At 39.1% G+C, this 19,488-nt stretch carries 15 protein-coding genes and 1 pseudogene; 6 read left to right on the top strand and 10 right to left on the bottom strand.

The window, feature by feature from the left end; all coding sequences use genetic code 11:
* From P4S65_RS06490 to P4S65_RS06470, 5 genes and pseudogenes are all read right to left on the bottom strand, one after another.
* Complete coding sequence (locus P4S65_RS06490) at positions 1 to 570, bottom strand: Maf family protein (protein ID WP_008137331.1); 570 nt, start codon at positions 568 to 570, stop codon at positions 1 to 3.
* Positions 571 to 1,050 (bottom strand): rod shape-determining protein MreD, encoded by a 480-nt coding sequence (gene mreD, locus P4S65_RS06485; RefSeq protein ID WP_007378603.1) that lies wholly within the window; start codon positions 1,048 to 1,050, stop codon positions 571 to 573. It lies immediately after the preceding gene.
* Positions 1,043 to 1,884 (bottom strand): annotated as a pseudogene (gene mreC / locus P4S65_RS06480) (rod shape-determining protein MreC). Before mreC ends, mreD begins: the two are co-directional and overlap by 8 nt.
* Positions 1,884 to 2,927: a rod shape-determining protein gene (locus P4S65_RS06475; protein ID WP_002958401.1), complete on the bottom strand. Its 1,044-nt coding sequence runs from the start codon at positions 2,925 to 2,927 to the stop codon at positions 1,884 to 1,886. Before P4S65_RS06475 ends, mreC begins: the two are co-directional and overlap by 1 nt.
* Positions 2,928 to 3,062: 135 nt before the next feature.
* Entirely contained in the window at positions 3,063 to 5,105 is a 2,043-nt protein-coding gene (locus tag P4S65_RS06470; RefSeq protein WP_096792385.1) for an SUMF1/EgtB/PvdO family nonheme iron enzyme, read from the bottom strand.
* Between the two features lie 920 nt (positions 5,106 to 6,025).
* On the opposite strand from P4S65_RS06470, the gene P4S65_RS06465 reads away from it, so the two are divergent.
* Positions 6,026 to 6,934 (top strand): 1-aminocyclopropane-1-carboxylate deaminase/D-cysteine desulfhydrase, encoded by a 909-nt coding sequence (locus P4S65_RS06465; protein WP_337119780.1) that lies wholly within the window; start codon positions 6,026 to 6,028, stop codon positions 6,932 to 6,934.
* Here P4S65_RS06465 and P4S65_RS06460 read toward each other — a convergent pair.
* From P4S65_RS06460 to P4S65_RS06440, 5 genes are all read right to left on the bottom strand, one after another.
* Positions 6,931 to 7,560 carry an EAL domain-containing protein gene (locus P4S65_RS06460; protein WP_337119779.1) on the bottom strand — a complete coding sequence of 210 codons (630 nt, stop codon included), beginning with the start codon at positions 7,558 to 7,560 and terminating at the stop codon, positions 6,931 to 6,933. The two genes, P4S65_RS06465 and P4S65_RS06460, sit on opposite strands and share 4 nt — an antisense overlap.
* Complete coding sequence (locus tag P4S65_RS06455) at positions 7,527 to 8,522, bottom strand: hypothetical protein (protein ID WP_337119778.1); 996 nt, start codon at positions 8,520 to 8,522, stop codon at positions 7,527 to 7,529. Before P4S65_RS06455 ends, P4S65_RS06460 begins: the two co-directional genes overlap by 34 nt.
* Before the next feature lie 575 nt (positions 8,523 to 9,097).
* Positions 9,098 to 9,712, bottom strand: coding sequence for a response regulator transcription factor (locus P4S65_RS06450; RefSeq protein ID WP_337119777.1), 615 nt, complete (start codon positions 9,710 to 9,712; stop codon positions 9,098 to 9,100).
* Positions 9,709 to 11,058: a PAS domain S-box protein gene (locus P4S65_RS06445; RefSeq protein WP_337119776.1), complete on the bottom strand. Its 1,350-nt coding sequence runs from the start codon at positions 11,056 to 11,058 to the stop codon at positions 9,709 to 9,711. The genes P4S65_RS06450 and P4S65_RS06445 overlap by 4 nt, the downstream gene beginning before the upstream one ends.
* On the bottom strand, positions 11,040 to 12,098 hold the full coding sequence (locus P4S65_RS06440) for a hypothetical protein (RefSeq protein ID WP_337119775.1): 1,059 nt from the start codon (positions 12,096 to 12,098) through the stop codon (positions 11,040 to 11,042). Before P4S65_RS06440 ends, P4S65_RS06445 begins: the two co-directional genes overlap by 19 nt.
* 615 nt (positions 12,099 to 12,713) lie before the next feature.
* Between P4S65_RS06440 and P4S65_RS06435 the strand changes: the two genes are divergently transcribed.
* The 5 genes from P4S65_RS06435 (at position 12,714) to P4S65_RS06415 (ending at position 19,262) form a co-directional block, all read left to right on the top strand.
* A complete protein-coding gene (locus P4S65_RS06435; RefSeq protein WP_337119774.1) occupies positions 12,714 to 14,120 on the top strand; it encodes an NAD-dependent succinate-semialdehyde dehydrogenase in 1,407 nt (468 codons plus the stop codon).
* A 57-nt stretch (positions 14,121 to 14,177) separates the two neighbouring features.
* Positions 14,178 to 14,960, top strand: a complete 783-nt coding sequence (locus tag P4S65_RS06430; RefSeq protein WP_337119773.1) for an acetoin reductase — start codon at positions 14,178 to 14,180, stop codon at positions 14,958 to 14,960.
* 225 nt (positions 14,961 to 15,185) lie between these two features.
* Positions 15,186 to 16,205, top strand: a complete 1,020-nt coding sequence (adhP, locus tag P4S65_RS06425; RefSeq protein WP_337120734.1) for an alcohol dehydrogenase AdhP — start codon at positions 15,186 to 15,188, stop codon at positions 16,203 to 16,205.
* A 113-nt stretch (positions 16,206 to 16,318) separates the two neighbouring features.
* Complete coding sequence (locus P4S65_RS06420; protein ID WP_337119772.1) at positions 16,319 to 17,857, top strand: Re/Si-specific NAD(P)(+) transhydrogenase subunit alpha; 1,539 nt, start codon at positions 16,319 to 16,321, stop codon at positions 17,855 to 17,857.
* 10 nt (positions 17,858 to 17,867) lie between these two features.
* A complete protein-coding gene (locus P4S65_RS06415; protein ID WP_096794063.1) occupies positions 17,868 to 19,262 on the top strand; it encodes an NAD(P)(+) transhydrogenase (Re/Si-specific) subunit beta in 1,395 nt (464 codons plus the stop codon).
* Positions 19,263 to 19,488: the final 226 nt, after the last annotated feature.

The raw sequence follows: 19,488 nt of genomic DNA, 5'->3' as shown, positions 1-19,488 counted from the left end.
TTACCTTCTTAAGAATGCTTGTAATAATTGTTCGGTCTCATATAAAGGTAAGCCTACAACACAAAAATAGCTACCCGAAATATGAGTAACAAAGCGACCGCCTAAACCTTGTATTCCATAGCCACCGGCTTTATCTTGTGGTTCACCACTTAGCCAATATGCTTTTATTTCTTCATCGGTGAGGGTTTTAAACGTAACGTCAGTACTTACTACGCAACTAAGTATTTTATCTTTACTAGCAAATGCGATAGCCGTTAACACTTGATGTGTGTTACCTGATAAGCGCTTTAATGTTTGCGTAAAGTCAGCTTCATCACGAGGCTTACATAAAGACTCGTTATCAATAACAACCACTGTATCACTACCAAGCACCGGTCGGTCGGTATAGCCAAGCTCAACACCTAAGCTTGCCTTTAAACGCGCTAAACGCTCTACATAATTATGCGGCTGCTCATTAGGCAACTGGCTTTCGTCTGCATCAACACTAAATTGCGAAAACTCGATGCCTAACTGATTTAGTAATTCTTTACGGCGGGGAGAGGCTGATGCCAAATACACTGAGGTAGTCATTTACCTGATCCTAAAATGTCTGCGGTACTTACGAAGTAATGAAAATACCCAAAACCAACTCACCATACCGGTAAGCACTGGCCATAAATATTGTGGATTAAAATAAACACCGAGTAAAAAGTGATTTAACCAAAACTGCATTAAATGATAAAGCGTTAAAAACAAACCAATTAATAAGCTTTGCTGCCAAAGCGAAAAATTACGAATTTTTTGGAAATTGCTCGCAGTTACAAAAATACAAATCGAATAAGTCAGTGAATTCACACCAAGTGGCGAACCAGAAGCTAAATCAATTAATAAGCCAACCACCCATGCTGTAGCAATATTTAAACGATGCGGTAATGCAAGTGACCAATACATCAAAACAAGTAATACCCAATCAGGGCGAAATGGTTCAAACGAAAAAGGTAATGGCATTAACGCCATAACTAAGGCAAAAAATATGCTCAACCCTATTAACAATGAATAACGGCTAATCATTATTTAGACGCTCCTGCTTATTGCGCCACAAAATAACTAATAAACGAATACGATCTAGCTGAGCAATTGGCTCGGCATATACTTGAGCAAATGGCTGACCTTCATCTCGGTTAATTTCAGTTACAACAGCCACGGGGTAGCCTTCTGGGAATGTGCCGCCTAAACCTGACGTAACGAGTACATCGCCAATACGCACATCTAAGCTATGTGGCACATGCGAGAGTTTAACGACATTAATTTTACCAATGCCTTCGACCACGGTGCGCACATCATTACGTAAAATACGTACCGGCGTAGCATGCGTGGTGTCTGTCATTAGCAATACCCGTGATGTCGTCGATCCTACTTTAGTAAGTTGCCCTACCACTCCCATTTCATCAATAACGGCTTGCCCCTCACTGAGTTCATCGGTTGTACCACGATTAATTACCACTTGGTGACTATATGGATTTGAATGAACTGAAAGCACTTGCGCAATAATTTTACGATTAGACTGCTTTGCCGATGAGCCAAGTAGGGCACGTAGTTTTTGATTCTCTCTAGCTAAGAATTGATATTGCTGAAGTTGCTCACTTTGTAACATTTGCTTTTTTTAAGCGCTTCGTTTTCAGTAAGAAGTTGATCACGTGTATGCAGGCTTTTGGCACTAAAACTAAAAAGTTCATATGGTAAATTAGCAACATAAATTAGCGGGCTAACGAGGGTATTGAGGCTAGTACGAACAACCGTACCACCTTGTGTGTATCTATCACCAATTATGAGTACGATACTCAAAAACACTGCGACAAAAAGTCGCAGTTGTAAGGAGACGGTTCGTCCAAACATTAATTTCATTAATCGTAACTAAAAACATCACCACCATGAACATCGATCATTTCCAGCGCTTTACCACCACCACGTGCAACACATGTAAGTGGATCATCGGCAACAACAACCGGAATACCCGTCTCTTCCATCAATAAACGGTCTAAATCTTTTAGCAATGCACCGCCGCCAGTCAATACCATTCCGTGCGCAGAAATATCTGACGCAAGCTCTGGTGGAGACTGTTCTAGTGCAACCATAACTGCACTTACAATACCCATTAATGGCTCTTGTAGCGCTTCTAAGATTTCGTGTGAGTTAAGTGTAAATGAGCGTGGTACACCTTCAGCTAAATTACGGCCACGTACTTCAATTTCGATTGGCTCGTCAGTTTTAAACGCAGAGCCAATTTGATGCTTAATGTTCTCAGCTGTTGCTTCACCAATTAAGCTGCCAAAGTTACGGCGCACATAGTTAATAATCGCTTCGTCGAACTTATCGCCACCAATACGTACAGATGATGAGTAAACAACACCGTTAAGTGAAATAATAGCAACTTCAGTTGTACCGCCACCAATATCAACAACCATAGAACCGGTTGCTTCTGATACTGGTAAGCCTGCGCCAATAGCGGCTGCCATTGGCTCTTCAATTAAGTAAACTTCACGAGCACCGGCACCCATAGCAGATTCACGTATTGCACGTTTTTCTACCTGAGTAGCACCACACGGTACACAAATTAGTACACGTGGGCTTGGGCGCATAAAGTTATTGTTGTGCACTTGCTTGATAAAGTGCTGTAACATTTTTTCTGTTACATAAAAGTCAGCAATTACACCATCTTTCATTGGACGAATTGCTTTAATATTACCAGGCGTACGACCTAACATTTGCTTTGCTTCAGTTCCTACTGAGGCTACACTTTTAGGTCCACCAGCACGCTCTTGGCGAATAGCAACAACTGAAGGTTCGTTTAATACAATACCTTCTTCTTTTACATAAATTAGGGTATTGGCTGTACCCAAATCGATCGATAGATCGTTAGAAAAAATACCACGGAGTTTTTTAAACATGAGGCTGGATGACCTTTGAAATACGTTCTTATGTTAGCTGCCTTACTTTAACATGCTTAGTTATGTGAGCAATATAAAGCGCAGCTGCCTTTGTAAATTTGTGAAAAAAAGGAAGCTAAGCTTCCTTCTTAAATTTTATCGTTCACGTACTAGACGAAAACCAATGTAATTAGATCTAAAATCAGGTGCTAAAATTAAGCGCGTTGAAGCACGAGCAAGACTTGGTGCAAAATTCCACGCCCCACCTCTTACTGCAATATCAGATTCACCTGATTCTTTATTGGTCCATTCCCATACATTACCTACGGTATCGTATAGTCCAAATGCATTCGGTGAAAAAGAACCAACTGGTGCAGCGCGCTTATTTGACCATTCACTACCACACCAACCACAGTTAGCTAAACCTTTACCAATTTCGTTACCCCAAGGGTATTCGGTTTCAGTACCGGCTCGTGCAGCATATTCCCATTCAACTTCATTAGGTAAACGAAATTGCTGCCCGGTTTGACCTGATAACCATTCTGCATACGCTTTAGCATCGTTATAGGTTAAGCATACAGCAGGAAAGTTACTATTTTGATCAAATCCTGGGTTGCGCCAATTTAAATTTGCTTCCCATACTGGTTCGCCATTTAAATAATATGCGCACCCTTTATTTTGCTCTGCTTGTGTTTTGTAACCGGTATTTGCTACAAATTTTTCGTAGGCTCCAACGGTCACTTCTCGACTTTGCATCGCAAATGAATTGGCGATCACTTTTTCAACAACCGGACGCTCATTCGCTAAACCATTGCCGTTAATATCGCCCATTTTAAACTTGCCTGCTGGAATAACAACAACAGCGGTCTGAACATTTTCATTTAATACATTTATATTTTCATTAACCTGACGGGTAGTCACTTCTGTTTGCTCACGAGTGTATGTCGGTGCAGCAATCGACTCAGGCTTTTTTACTAAATTTACATGAATAGTCTGTGCTTTATTTAAATCTACACGTGCTTGGTAGGGTTTGTAACCCAACTTACGCACTTCTACATTATGAACTCCACGCGGTAAACTAGTTACTAAACGAGTGGAACCAAAACTAACACCATCAATAAAAACTTCGTCGTCGTACACATTAGAGCGAAGCGTTAACTCTACCTGTTTATTGTTATCATTTGTGGTAATAACACGATTATTGCTAGCAACAGGTTTCATTGTGTAATTACTTACTGACGCCTCATCTAAACGAGATACCTGAACTGTTGCGCTATTATCCGTGCTATTACTGAATGTTAACTGACTATCTGAAAAAGTAGTGCCATAAGCTGGCTGATACACAGCGGTAAGTGGTGTCCCATACTCAGAACAATAATGGTTATCAACACTTAGTAAGTTACATAAACGACTGCTGTTGACTTCACCACGCATTGTGACGCTTAAATTAACGTTGTAATTACCTTGCCCACTAAATGCGCTGCTCACTACATGACTACTTAAAATTTGTACTTGAGCGCCCGCCATATTACGTTTTGGCTCTACTAAGCGCTCTTCCGTTAAGTTGGCAAAAATTTGGTCTACAAAACGTTTTGTTGCTTTTTGTAAGCCCATTTGTTGGCCGCGTTGTTCACAAGCTGCAAGTGTTTCGGTGCGTTTACAGTTAATTGTATGATTAACTTCTAGCGTACCCTCGCGCGTAAACTCATTACGTAAACGTTCAACTCGCGCTGTTGTTAGTTGCTCTTTTAAACTTTCTAAGGTGTTTAGTAACGTATGCTTAGCAACACGGATCTGTTCAATGTCTTTACGGTGGGATGCAATTGCCGCCAACTGCATAGAAATATCGTCTTTATTTTGCTTGTGATCAACCACCGCTTTTTGATAACGCGACTGAGTTGTACTGATATCTAACGTAGGATCGTCAATTAAGCGACGATACATTTCGTTCATTGCGTCAAGTGCTTGGTTTTTTTCTTTATCTAATTCAGTTGAACGAGAACGAAGTAACTCCAGTTGAGTTTGTAACTGATTTTCTTCTTTAAGATGTTTATCAAGTATTCTTGTCGAGTTATCGTATTCTGTTTGTTTAATACTAATTTCTGACTCAATTCCAGTTACAGTTGCTGTATCTTGTGCAAATGCACTACTAGCTAACAAACTAGCTGAAATTAACAGAGATAAAGGAGTAATTCGCATATATTCCAGTCCCAAAAAGCGGCAATTATTTGGTCGTTATTATTTTTTATAATTAAAGTCTTATGCTATGTACTTGCAGCACAAAATACAAGCTTTGTTCAATTATTATCTGAGTTTACAACTATTCACGTGTACCACGCCAGTAAATAACCCGATCATTTCCCTTTAAGCGGCAAAATTATAAAATAGCCACAAGTTCACTTCCCGTCTTTTCAGTATTAACAAGACTTTTGTATTGCATTTAAAAATATGACTTTATAAATAACGCGACCTAACCTGAACTCTAGGTAAGGGACTTACCAGAGCCTGTTGATCTTTTAAGAATCAAACTTGTTCTATCTAGGGGCTATTTAATCGCGGCGCGAAATTTGTAACCTCGTAGGCTTAGTAACTGCTTCTGCGTTACTCTACTGATTTACATCCATGTAAGAATAAATAAAAAATAAATTGCCCCAAGGACGATCCCAAAGGACAACGCAGTTGGCATTTATGCTGCTTATCGAATAGTTTTATGCGCTATTTTATTATCGTTAAATAAACCCTATATAAGCAGGTTGGTATAACCACATAACATAGACTCTGCCTTGCCTAAAAACCAAACCTGCTGCTGAAAATTCAACCCCGAAAGGAAAATAGACCTTGGACCTTAAAACATAGAGCTATGATGATATTTAAATCTATTATCCAACGTTCATATACCTTTATAAAAATCACGATAAGGTTTTTAATGCTTAATTGCCCAAGCATAAACTAAGATATTTCTACATCCATGTATTGATACGCTACATGTGTAGATTACTTGCCTATGGTGCACCTTTAAAAATACAATGTAGCACTCTAAAGTAATAGATTAACCCTAAGTAGGCTGCGGATTAATCATATATTTATTATCAATGCACTAAACAAAAACAGAAGATAAAATGTCTAAGCAATTAAAAATAAAAGAAAATAATTATATTCAAAAAATAGACTCTCAGCTTCTAAAAAACAAAAATATCTCTGTGAGTATTCAACGAGATGACTTAATACACCCATTAATAAGTGGTAATAAATGGCGTAAATTAAAATATAACCTAGCCAATATGCAGAAACTTGGAAAAACTGAATTACTGACTTTCGGAGGCGCCTTTTCAAATCATATTCATGCTTGTGCTGCTGCCGGAAAAGAATTTGGTTTAACTACGCACGCAATTATACGAGGCCCTGAGCTCGACAGTAATAACCCCACACTTGAATTTGCAAAGCAATGCGGAATGAAGCTGCACGTTGTTAATCGTATTGAATACCGACGACGAAACGATGATGATTACTTAAAGTCACTTCAAGCTCGCTTTCCTAATGCCTATATACTTCCTGAAGGTGGTACTAACTCTTTTGCTCTATTGGGCTGTGCTGAGTTAGCAAAAAGCCTTCCTAAGCATGACTACCTAATTTGTCCTACAGGTAGTGGCGGTACATTAGCGGGTCTAATTGAAGGCAGTGAAGAAACCACCCAAATAGTAGGGGTTGCTGTATTAAAACAAGCAGATTACTTAAAAAAAGAGGTAGGTAAATTAAGTAATAAAGCCGATAAGCAAAATAATTGGCAACTACTCACTGATTTTCACGATGGAGGGTATGGTAAGTTCACACCCGAACTATGGCAGTTCTGTCAAAAAATGAGTGATGAACATCAACTTCCTTTGGAGCCAATTTATAGTGGTAAAATGATGTATGCACTTTGGCAATTAATTGAAAAAGATTTTTTCCCTACAGGTAGTAAAATTATGGCGATACATACAGGAGGAATGCAAGGTTTAAACGGGTTAAGGTATAGAGATCTGATTTAATGAAATACGGCCTGAGTGAGTTCCTCTAACGGCTCTGAAAAATAAAACCCTTGAGCCCCTGCTACCCCTAATTTTGTTAGCATTAATAGCTCTTTTTGAGTTTCAACACCCACCGCAAACACAGGTAAGTTTAATGTATTACTTATACTTATAATTGTTTTTATTTGATTTTGGTTTTGTGTTTTTTCATCCACTAGATGTACTAACTCATACGATAACTTTAACCCACACACCTCTTGGTGGTCAGCTAACTTCATTAAATTTTCACTACACTTTACATTATCGATGATAATTCGAGAGCCTCCTTTTTTCATTATTATAAATACGTCCTTTAAAGCCTCATGATGATTAAAAAACTCGACTTCACTTATTTCAAATTGTAACTTACTACTCAGTTTAAAATCATTAATTTGAACGCTAAACCAGCTCCAAAACTTTTTGTTTATCCAGCTGTCAGAACATAAATTAACACTTACGGTTAATTGCGAAGGCTCTGCTAATAGTAATTTTTTAACTTGAATTAAAACACCTTTATCTAATATTAAAGTATCTTGGCGGCTATACGTTTGATCGATAAAATAGCGAGCAGCAATCAAACCATGCTTACTGTGCCTAACTCTAAGCAATACTTCATGTTGTAAAATATCGCCACTTGAGAGTTCGAATAGAGGCTGAAAAAAAGTATAAATTTATGCTTTTTAATATTATCGATAACTTGTTTACTAGAAAGTACTCCTGTTTGGCTTTGATTTAGAGGTAATCGATGACAATGCTTTAACAAGCTACGTTGGGATAAAACTAACGCAGCTTTTGCAAGCTGATAAACAGTTGTTTGATCGGCTCTAAGCCGATAATCACATGCACCGACTTTAATGTCTTTTCTGGTGATATTTTTTTGATAGTTTCTGCATGCTAAAAAAATACTTTTATGTAAGTGTTGTACATATCGTTCAAGTTCTGAAAAAGGAACCTCTGATAATGTAATCGCTAAGTTACCACAATTTAATAACCTTACTGAAACACCACTCAATTCAGAAAAGTTTTTCACCATTAACACTTCAAAGCTGGCTTCTTTATCAATATTGTTATCAAAATGGCAATTACATTGAACCAGTACAAACAAGCTGTGACATACAGGTGCTGTTGTGTACAGCGAGCTTAATTCGAAATTTTTTAATACTTTAACAACCTGTGTATTGTGCTCTTTAACTGATGGAGTTGTGCTGGCGAGTAAGTTTTTCGAACGTGAAATATTGTTGACATGTAACGTGTTCCACCAACGATAAAACCAGCTAGCAGCTCCAAACATAACCAAGTTAAGCAATATAAATAAATAGCTTTCTATTATCCATACAGGAGGGTGGTATAGATTTAAGCTCAGCGTTTTATAGTTATAGACCTCTCGCTCTAACTTTATAATATGACCAAAGTGCGTAAGAGATGAATTCGGCTTAAGCATAAACCCTTCATTTTTTACGAGGGCTGCAAGTATCTTATTATTTGAAGAAGGGGCTATTTCAAGTTCAAAAACTTGTTTAACTAATAGCTGGCCTGAGTGATGTATTTTTTCATGTAATGCATCATTCAAAATAAAATTAAAACCCAAAATTATTAATGCAAGCAGGGCAAAATAGATGACTTTAAATTGATTAAAAATCCAGAACCTTTCCTTTTGCATAGCTTGCCCACTCGTTAAATTAATAACTAAAGTGTTGTTCAAGATCCCCATTAGCACAAGTCAATAAAGTAAGTTTAAATGTTCATTACTAATTTTAAAAAAGCTCTGTATAAACGAGGAATTATGAATTTAAGCGATCTAAAGCAATAATTATCATTCCACTGACTCTCTATAGATCTCCTAAATAGAGCATTGATCAATAATCCCGCCAAGCAAACAGTATATTTAACCTGAATCGTGACTAAATAATTTACTAATACATTGAACCATAATGTATTTAAATTTATTTTTCGTTAGCCAGAGATTCTTCGTAAAAATAAGACGAAGTTACACGCTAACAATAGGCGTCTATTGCAAGTAAATACAACCTAGTAGCACTGAAAAAGCTGCTTGAGATAGATTTATTATCCAGACAACAAGTTACTCAGCGGCCACACATTAAGGCCTCAAAAAAATTAGATCCTTAGATCAAAATAGACTGGTAATTAGTTTAATTGCTCATACATGATCTTACTGCGCACCAATTGAGCCAACGTTTTAGCGCCTAATTTGGCCATTACATGAGAACGATGAACTTCAACTGTACGCTCACTAATACTAAGGTCGTATGCAATTACTTTGTTCATAGCCCCATCAGTCACTCGCTCAAACACTTCTCGCTCTCGATTTGACAGCGACTCTACATTAATTTTATTTTTGTGTTTATCGAGTAATTTCTCACGTTGGCTCTCATTAAATATCAATGCTTCGTTAATGCGATCAATCAAATGCTGCTCATCAAATGGCTTTCTAATAAAATCAATTGCGCCTAAACGCATAGCCTCTACTGCCATTGGAATATCACCATGTCCGGTAATAAATATAATAGGTAGTGAGCAGTTTAAATTTTTAAGTTTTTGCTGCACTTCCAAGCCGCTCATTTTAGGCATACGTATATCCAGCACTAAGCAACCGGTCATATTCTCATTATATACATCTAAAAATGCAGACCCTGAGCTAAAACTCTGTGCATCTATTCCAATGGAGTCTAATAATATTGCAAGCCCTTCACGCACACCTTCATCATCATCAATTATAAAAACGCTTTGCTCATAACTCATTCGCGACTCCTTTTTTCATAAATTGGCAGAGTAAACATAAAAATGGCCCCTGTTGGTTTATTATCACAAAAATTAATATGACCGCCATGCTCTTCAATAATACTTTTTGATATTGATAGGCCAATACCTGTGCCATTTTCTTTGGTTGACGAAAATGGTTTAAATAATCTTTCTCTCATTTCTTGGGCCAATCCTGCCCCAGTATCGGTCACTGATATTTCAACATTTTTATCTTCATTTAGTTTTATTTCAAGCTCTATTTTTGAACCATTATCACAAGTATTTAACTGCATAGCTTCCATACCATTGCGCAACAAATTAAGAATAACCTGCTCTATTTGAACTCGATCAACAAATACATCAACAGCCTCATCACATGCTGTCATTCGTATAGTTACATTGCGAAGCCGTGCTTCTGACTCAGCAAGATTTATTACTTCTTTTATCATAAATATACAATCGATGACTTCTTTTGAGCGCTGCCCTTTTTTTGTCATTAACTGCATACGCTCAATAACGGCTCCCGCTCGACGAGAGTGCAAACTTAATTTTTCAAATATTGAGGGGAGCTTTTCAAACCTTCCTTTTTCACAAAAATTTTTAGCTGTCTGAGAAAAAAGTGAAATTGCAGTCAGAGGCTGGTTTATCTCATGTGCAATTCCTGCTGCCATTTCTCCTAATGCATTTACCCTTTCGGCATGAGCTAATTGTTCAGTATGAAGCCGAGCTTGTTCTTCAGAAGCCCGTTGTTTTGTGATATCTCGAATTAAACCAACAAACATCGTATTTTCATGGTTTTGTATTTCACTTACCGATAAATGAATTGGAAACTGCGTACCATCTCTGCGTTTAGCAATAAGCTCTCGGCCTACACCAATAATATGCGTTTGCTTTGTTTTTAAGTATTGAGCTAAATGTTGATCGTGCTGATCACAAAAAGTTGTAGGCATTAGTATTGTTATGTTTTTATTTTTCACTTCATCAGCGCTATAACCAAACATAACTTGTGCAGCAAAATTAAAGCTTTGAATAAGCCCATGCTGGTCAATTGTAATAACCGCTTCAACTACTGAATTTACTACCGCATCAGAGAAGGCATAACTACTAATTAAATCAGCCTCAGCCTCCTTAATAGAAGTAATATCATTGATAAACCCTTCAATGATTATTTCGCCATTAAAAATAGAACTAACAGGGCCTCCTTTTTCCCATACTAATTTAATGCTACTATTTTTAGTGATAATTCTATATTCAAGCTCAAAAGGGCTGTTTACTTTAAAAGCTTCGTTAAGTGACTTCTCTACCCGTTTAAAATCATCCTCATGTATTATTTTTCTCCACAGCATTCTATTTTTTTAAACTCAGCCCGAGAGTAACCAGTTAAATTTTCACACCCATCACTAACAAGTATCATTGGCCTGTTTATAGTGTTAGATGAGTGATACGCCATACCTGGAAGGTTTTTTAACAAGTGTTCAATTTTATAACGTTCATCTTTTAGTTTACTACGTGCAAATAAATAAGTGTAAGCAGCCAATACAATTATAAAAGTGATAAAAAGGCCCAGTGCAATTAAAATTCTCATTACTTTATAGTGAGCAATATATAAAAACTCATCGTTGGGCGATACGTTTATTTCCCACTCATGACCTTGCAAATAATAAGATGAGCTTTTACTCCAGGCATATGCAATAGCGGGTTGGTTGCTTTGATCTGAGTACACTTTATCCCCATCAATAAACAGTGTGAAATAATACTCGTTGAGTAAAAAATCAGGCACAACAGACTTAATATAAGGTTTAAACAGCAATACACCTGAAATAAAACCATCTAATTTATTGCCTCTTGTACCTGCGTTAAAAATTGGGATATGTATTCCAATCCCTTCATCTCCATGAATAAACGCCAAAGGCATTGTGACTGCCCTTTGCTGTGTATCTTGTGCTTTTATTGCTGTTAATAAGGCAGGTGGATTTAACGCTAAATTAAAATCGATAGTCACTTCATTATTGTGCTTTGGTATTCTTTTTCGAACATGAAAGGTGCTGTCAATCCAGCCAATAGCTTGATAACCATATTGTGTACCATAAAGATTTTTACTAATCGCATCCCAATCACTTTGCGACATACCACTTGAAATAACCGATAGTTTAGATTGCTCTGAAAGTGATGTTATTCGCTTTTCTAAATCGTTTTTAAGTAGTGTTTTAATGCCTTCAGCGGTGTCTTGGGTTATGCGTTCAATATATGTTCGCTCTTGGGAATCTATATGGAAGACTATAATAATCATTAAGCACGTAACCAGCATACCAAGTATTATTGCATACCATAAAATGGCTAGTTGGGATGAGGAAAATAGCCTTGCTTCTTTATCGCTGTAGTTCATAGTGAATTTACACTAACGCCTAGTTGATTAATAACGAGTACACTTACTTATCTCGCACTTCCTTGCTTAATAATCCTCCTCGCTTACACTTGCGTCAAGAGGTAACTAGGGTCTGTTGATCTTTCAAGGTTGAATTTGCAGCAGTCTGTTTGGTATTTAGGCAAGGCAGAGCCTATGTAGTGTGGTTATTCCCCATAAATGGGCGATAACGTAGCATTAATGCCAAACAGGCGCTGCCCAAAGGGTTCTTCCTAGGGGCTATTTACTCTTTGTTGCTCGGTTTTTACTTATTCTTACATGGATGTAAGCCAGTAGGGTAACGCAGGAGCAGTTACCGAGCCCACTAGGTTACAAACCTCGCGCCGCGATTAAATCGCCCCTAGTTTGAACAAATTTTAATCCGCAAAGTTCAACAGACCCTAAACAATAAAATTAGCTCTATTGAGTCAATCACTTAACTTTTCAAGCTGTGGTTTTCCACATGCTTTTACGTAACATCACCAATAGTTTCACTTCAATACTTACTCTAGGATAGTTACATACGCAGTTTCTCGGCGTTATTCATTAAAAATGAAAGTGTTAACAATCTTATTTAGCTTAATTGAGGGTACTATCATGGCTTACGCAACAACAAATCCATATACAGGTGAGGTTGTAAAAACCTTTCCTGATGCTACTGATGCTGAAATCACTCAAGCAATAGAAAATGCCGATTCGGTATTCCAATCTTGGAAGCGAACATCTTTTTCTTCACGCGCAAAAATAATGCAAAAAGCGGCCGACTTATTACGCAAAAATGTTATTAAATACGCTAATTTATTAACCCTAGAAATGGGAAAAATAACATCAGAAGCAAAAGCCGAAGTAGAATTATCAGCCGCTATTTTAGAGTACTACGCTAACAACGCTGAAAAACTTCTTGCACCTACAAATTTACCCGTAGCAGAGCCTGCTGAAGGTGAAGCAGTTGTTGTACACGAACCGCTTGGTGTACTACTTGCTGTTGAACCATGGAATTTTCCGTATTACCAGGTTGCTCGTATCATTGCGCCACAATTATCAGCGGGCAATACGATGCTACTCAAGCACGCTGGGATTGTTCCACAATGTGCAGCAGCATTTGAAGCACTTATGCTCGAAGCAGGCCTACCTAAAGGCGCTTTTAAAAACCTGTATGCCGCACACTCTCAAACAGAAATGATCATTTCTCATCCACGAGTTCGTGGGGTTGCACTTACGGGTTCTGAAAGTGCTGGTGCAATAGTGGCTGCAGCCGCTGGTAAAGCACTTAAAAAGTCTACATTAGAGCTTGGTGGAGCCGATGCGTTTGTTGTACTTGCTGACGCTGAAATGGAAAAAACAGTTAATTGGGCGGTATTTGGTCGCCACTGGAACGGTGGACAAGTATGCGTATCATCCAAGCGTATGATCATCGAAGATAGCGTTTATGATGAATTTGTTGAACTTTACACTGCAGGTGTTGCTAAGTTGCAGGCAGGCGATCCGCTTGTTCCCGCCACTACGTTAGCTCCGCTGTCATCACAAAGCGCTGCTGATGAGTTAAAAACAAAAATCAATGAGGCTATTAAGCTTGGTGCAACAGCCACTGAAGTGGGCCCTAAAGTACCGAGTCAAGGCGCCTTTGTACAACCCACCATTTTAACAAATATTAGCGAAGATAATCCTGCGCGCAACTGGGAATTTTTTGGTCCTGTATCAATGCTATTTCGTGCAAAAGATGAAAAAGACGCAATTAAAATTGCAAATGACTCTCCATTTGGCTTAGGTGGATCAGTATTTACCTCAAATCCTGAACATGGCTTAGAAGTCGCTAAGCAAATATCTACCGGGATGATCTTTGTCAATCATCCAACAATGGTTAAAGCAGACCTACCATTTGGTGGCGTTCGTCGCTCTGGTTTTGGTCGTGAGTTAATTGGCCTAGGGATTAAAGAGTTTGTTAATCATAAACTTATTGATGTTGTTGATATTGACGCGCCTTTTAAAGGCGCTGTTAAATAGCATACAGAAAAATTATTTATATAAATATCTATAAATTCAAGTCTAGAGGACATTCTTATGAAAAATATAAATGACAAAGTAGCACTTGTGACTGGAGCTGGTCAGGGTATTGGACGCGGTATTGCATTACGGCTTGCAAGCGATGGGGCTGATATTGCAATCGTTGATATTAACGAAGAAAAAATGGCAGTAGTCGCTTCAGAAATTGAAAATCTTGGTCGTAAAGTAACGACGTTTAAAGCTGACGTAAGTAACCGCGATGAAGTATATGCTGCCGTTGAACATACTCAAAATACACTAGGTGGATTTGATGTCATGGTTAACAACGCAGGTATCGCACAGGTTAACACTATTGCCGATGTAGAACCTGAAGAAGTCTCGCGCATCTTAAAAATAAACATTGAAGGTGTGCTATGGGGAATTCAGGCTGCAGCAGCTAAGTTCAAAGCTCTAGGACATTCAGGAAAGATCATTAATGCTTCATCGATAGCCGGACATGATGGTTTTGCTATGTTAGGTGTTTATTCTGCAACAAAATTTGCAATCCGAGCTTTAACACAAGCATCTGCGAAAGAGTACGCCAGCGATGGTATCACCGTAAACGCCTATTGTCCTGGGATTGTGGGTACTGATATGTGGGTAACAATTGATAAACGCTTTTCAGAAGTTACGGGGGCTGCTGTTGGTGAAACCTACAAGAAGTTCGTGGATGGCATTGCGCTAGGCCGCTCAGAAATACCTGACGATGTTGCAAGCCTAGTTTCGTATCTCGCAAGCCCAGACTCAGACTACATAACTGGCCAGGCAATCATTACTGATGGTGGTATCGTCTACCGATAAGGTCGCGGACAAGGTGTTCGATTAAGGAAAATTGGCTTACGGCAGCAAGTGAATGAAATGCAAGCTACATCACCCTGTAGTCAGTGAGATGGGGAGCTGTTCTCTATATTATTTCGTGCAAAAGATGTAGTCGACTTAACATTTAATGTTGTTGATATTGACGCGCCTTTTTAAAGGCGCTGTTTCTAGCTTTTTAATATTATAGGAAAAATTATGAACCAAAAAATGAAAGCAGCCGTTGTAGAGCAATTTGGTAAACCTTTAGTTCTACGTGATTTAGATATTCCATCACCTAATGCAGGGCAAATATTAGTTAAAACAGAAGCCTGCGGTGTATGCCACACCGATTTACACGCAGCAAACGGTGATTGGCCATTAAAACCAACTCCACCGTTTACTCCTGGTCATGAAGGCATTGGGCTAGTTACCAAAATTGGTGAAGGTGTTACCAGTGTAAAAGTGGGCGATAGAGTGGGTGTTCCGTGGCTTTATTCTGCTTGTGGACACTGTGAATTTTGCTTAAGTGCCTATGAACCCGTTTGCCCTGATGCTGAGTTTGGTGGTTACACTAAAAATGGCGGCTTTGCCGAATATATTATCGCTGATCCTAATTACGTAGCGCATATTCCTGATGGTTTATCAGCAGTACAAGCAGCCCCTATAATTTGTGCTGGCATTACAACCTACAAAGGTATTAAAGAAACCGATGCTAAACCTGGTGAGTGGGTAGCAATTTCAGGTTGTGGTGGACTTGGCCATTTAGCAATTCAGTATGCTAAAGCTATGGGCCTTAAGGTCTGTGCCGTTGATATTGATGATACAAAACTTGAACATGCCACCTCATTGGGCGCAGATGCGGTTGTTAATGCAAAAAAAGCGAATGCCGCTGATACAGTCAAAGAAATAACGCAAGGTGGTGCGCATGGCGTGCTTATTACAGCGCCTTCACTGCCTGCATTTGAGCAAGGGGTTAACATGACCCGCAAACACGGTACATGTGTTTTAGTTGGCTTACCACCAGGCGAGTTTCCGACGCCGCTATTTGATGTAGTAGCAAATTGTATCACTATAAAAGGATCGTTCGTTGGTAATCGCAAAGATATGGCCGAGGCATTGGCTTTTGCAGCACAAGGCAAAGTTAAAGCTGATATTGAATTACAGCCTTTGAGCGCTATCAATAACATTTTTGAAAGGCTCGAAAATGGCAAGGTCCCTTCTCGCGTAGTTATTGATTTTACACTTTAAATAGCAATAAATACGGTGGACACGTGCCAATAAGCAACAACCACCACCGTATTACTGATTCCACGCCCTAAAACACTAATCTCTACTCTTGGCATTAAAATCTGAGGTATAAAATGAAAATCGGTGTTCCAAAAGAAATTCGCACAGGTGAGCGCCGAGTCGCAACAACCCCTGATGCTGTAAGTAAATTAATAAAACTTGGTTTTAATGTCGCCATTGAAGCGGGTGCAGGTATGGCGGCTAATTACACAGATGATGCGTATATCGCAGCAGGTTGTGAAGTAGTTAACTCAGCACAAGATATATGGGCACAATCTGATATTGTGCTCAAAGTACAAGCACCTGAAGTTGATGAAAATACATTACTAAAAAGTGGACAAACATTAATCTGTTTTTTATGGCCTGCACAAAATCCAGAGATACTAAAAGATTTAACTCAACGCGGCATCACCGCCATTGCAATAGATAGCATTCCTCGTATTTCTCGGGCACAAAAAATGGATGCCCGAAGCTCAATGGCTAATATATCTGGCTATCGTGCAATTGTAGAAGCAGCCCAACATTTTGGTCGCTTTTTTACCGGACAAATTACAGCGGCAGGAAGAGTTGCTCCCGCCAAGGTACTTGTAATTGGCGCAGGTGTTGCTGGTTTAGCCGCTATTGGGGCTGCAAAAAGTATGGGCGCAATTGTTCGCTCATTTGACACGCGCGCTGAAGTAAAAGAGCAAATTGAAAGCATGGACGCTGAGTTTTTAATGCTCGACTTTAAAGATGAAGACGGCTCAGGCGAAGGCGGTTACGCTAAAGTAATGAGCGATGAATTTATCGAAGCCGAAATGGCATTGTTTGCAGCGCAAGCTAAAGACGTTGATATAATTGTTACTACCGCGCTCATACCCGGAAAACCAGCGCCTAAGTTGATCACCAGCGAGATGGTTGCATCAATGAACAGCGGCAGCGTAATAGTCGACCTCGCTGCTGAACAAGGCGGAAACTGTGAATTAACAGTCCCGGGAAAGGTTGCCGTGTGTCATGGTGTGTCGATCATTGGTTACACCGATTTACCAAGTCGCCTTGCTACGCAATCGAGCCAATTATACAGCAATAACTTATACAACCTGTTAGCCGAAATGACCCCAGAAAAAGACGGCGAACTCTTTGTTGATATGACAAACGACGTTGTATTAGGTGCAACCATATGCACAGAAGGAAAAACAACCTGGCCGCCACCAGCGACCACACTATCTGCAACCCCTAAAAAGGTAGCCGCAACACCAATTTCTACCCCCACTATTGTTGAGAAGAAGAAATCGGTATTTGGACCTATTATTGGCGCTGCTATCGGTGCATTAGCACTGCTTGGTCTTGGTGGCGTTGCACCCGCTGATTTTATGTCTCATTTTACCGTTTTTGTTTTAGCCTGCTTTGTAGGTTATATGGTTATTTGGAGTGTATCGCCTGCGCTGCATACGCCTTTAATGAGTGTAACCAATGCCATTTCAAGCATTATTGTTATCGGTGCTTTAATTCAAATAAGCTCAACAGACGACACCATTAAATGGTTTGCCGTTTTTACCGTGTTAATTGCGAGTATTAATATTGTTGGCGGCTTTGCTGTAACACATCGCATGCTCAAAATGTTCCGTAAGTGAGGTTGTCATGATCAGTACTGGTATTGTAACCGTGGCATATATTGCTGCGATGGTTCTTTTTATTTTGGCTTTAAACGGCCTATCCAATCAAGAAACTGCCCGTAAAGGTAATTGGTATGGTATTTCAGGCATGGTTATTGCGCTTTTTGCGACTGTTTTGGGCGTTGTTACCAATAACTATATTGAATTGATGATTGCACTATTAGTGGGTGGCAGTATTGGCCTACTTGTAGCCAAACGCGTGCAAATGACAGAGATTCCAGAGCTGATTGCTATTTTGCACAGCCTTGTTGGGCTCTCGGCTATAATGGTTGGCTATGCTAATTTTGCTGACGCTTCCAGCCACTTTTCGGGTATTGATTTAACTATTCATGATATTGAAACCTATGTAGGAGTTTTAATTGGCGCTATTACATTTTCAGGTTCAATTACCGCTTTTGGTAAATTATCTGGTCGAATGGGCAGTAAGCCTTTAACACTACCAGGACGACACATATTTAATCTTGTTTTATTAGTTGCTGTAGCGTGGCTTGGGCAGCAATTCGTTGTGCAGTCTGCTGTTGGTAATGGCATGTTGCCGCTGGTTATTATGATAGCGCTTGCTTTAGTTTTTGGTGTTCATATGGTTATGGCAATTGGCGGTGCCGATATGCCCGTTGTTATATCTATGCTTAATAGTTACTCAGGCTGGGCCGCTGCCGCGACAGGCTTTATGCTAAATAACGACTTACTTATTGTCATTGGCGCATTAGTAGGTTCAAGCGGAGCTATTTTAAGCTACATAATGTGCAAAGCTATGAATCGAAATTTTTTATCTGTCATTGCCGGCGGCTTTGGTGGTGGTAATGTAAAAGCCCCATCTGGTGAGGTTCAAGATCAAGGTGAAGTGCTTACCATAAGTGCAACCGAAACAGCTGCACTACTTATGAGTGCAAAAGAAGTAATGATTATTCCGGGGTACGGGATGGCCGTTGCAAAAGCACAGCAAATAGTATGCGAACTCACAAATAAATTACGTGAAAAAAATATTAATGTGCGCTTTGCAATACACCCTGTTGCAGGACGCATGCCTGGACAAATGAATGTGTTACTCGCTGAGGCTAAAGTTCCTTACGGTATTGTGTTTGAAATGGATGAAGTAAATGATGATTTTCCACAAGTCGATGTTTCACTTGTGATTGGTGCAAACGATATTGTTAACCCATCTGCACTTGATGAACCAAATAGCCCTATTGCGGGAATGCCTGTACTTGAGTGTTGGCAGGGCAAAACATCCATTGTTTTAAAACGTAGTATGGCAACTGGTTATGCTGGGGTACAAAATCCACTATTTTTTAAAGAAAACACTCAAATGCTCTTTGGAGATGCCAAAGATACGTTAGTTGAAGTTGTTGCTGCACTATAAAAGTAACGTTGCAAAGCCGTGGGGGACTCCATGGCTTTGTTATTTTTGCATTACTTATATTTTTGAGATCAGCTTAATTGCCGTGATTACAAATAGTTAAACTACCTACTAAATTTTTGAATCAAAATTGATTTATTATCCAGCTTTTAGATTAGGGCGTGTTGAGTATTATAGTACTTGTTTTTTTTATAAAACCATTTTTTAAGTCAAATGTGGTGGTATTAGG

Origin of the sequence: Pseudoalteromonas sp. B131b, assembly GCF_037162545.1 — a bacterium.
Classification (GTDB): Bacteria; Pseudomonadota; Gammaproteobacteria; order Enterobacterales; family Alteromonadaceae; genus Pseudoalteromonas; species Pseudoalteromonas fuliginea.
This window is presented reverse-complemented; position numbering and strand designations above follow the sequence as displayed.

Excerpts from the sequence above, each read along its gene's own strand:
- P4S65_RS06435 (WP_337119774.1), top strand. The coding sequence starts at position 12,714 with ATGGCTTACGCAACAACAAATCCATATACAGGTGAGGTTGTAAAAACC.
- P4S65_RS06430 (WP_337119773.1), top strand. The coding sequence starts at position 14,178 with ATGAAAAATATAAATGACAAAGTAGCACTTGTGACTGGAGCTGGTCAG.
- P4S65_RS06475 (WP_002958401.1), bottom strand. The coding sequence starts at position 2,927 with ATGTTTAAAAAACTCCGTGGTATTTTTTCTAACGATCTATCGATCGAT.
- P4S65_RS06465 (WP_337119780.1), top strand. The coding sequence starts at position 6,026 with ATGTCTAAGCAATTAAAAATAAAAGAAAATAATTATATTCAAAAAATA.
- adhP (WP_337120734.1), top strand. The coding sequence starts at position 15,186 with ATGAAAGCAGCCGTTGTAGAGCAATTTGGTAAACCTTTAGTTCTACGT.
- P4S65_RS06470 (WP_096792385.1), bottom strand. The coding sequence starts at position 5,105 with ATGCGAATTACTCCTTTATCTCTGTTAATTTCAGCTAGTTTGTTAGCT.
- mreD (WP_007378603.1), bottom strand. The coding sequence starts at position 1,050 with ATGATTAGCCGTTATTCATTGTTAATAGGGTTGAGCATATTTTTTGCC.
- P4S65_RS06420 (WP_337119772.1), top strand. The coding sequence starts at position 16,319 with ATGAAAATCGGTGTTCCAAAAGAAATTCGCACAGGTGAGCGCCGAGTC.
- P4S65_RS06450 (WP_337119777.1), bottom strand. The coding sequence starts at position 9,712 with ATGAGTTATGAGCAAAGCGTTTTTATAATTGATGATGATGAAGGTGTG.
- P4S65_RS06445 (WP_337119776.1), bottom strand. The coding sequence starts at position 11,058 with ATGCTGTGGAGAAAAATAATACATGAGGATGATTTTAAACGGGTAGAG.
- P4S65_RS06440 (WP_337119775.1), bottom strand. The coding sequence starts at position 12,098 with ATGAACTACAGCGATAAAGAAGCAAGGCTATTTTCCTCATCCCAACTA.
- P4S65_RS06490 (WP_008137331.1), bottom strand. The coding sequence starts at position 570 with ATGACTACCTCAGTGTATTTGGCATCAGCCTCTCCCCGCCGTAAAGAA.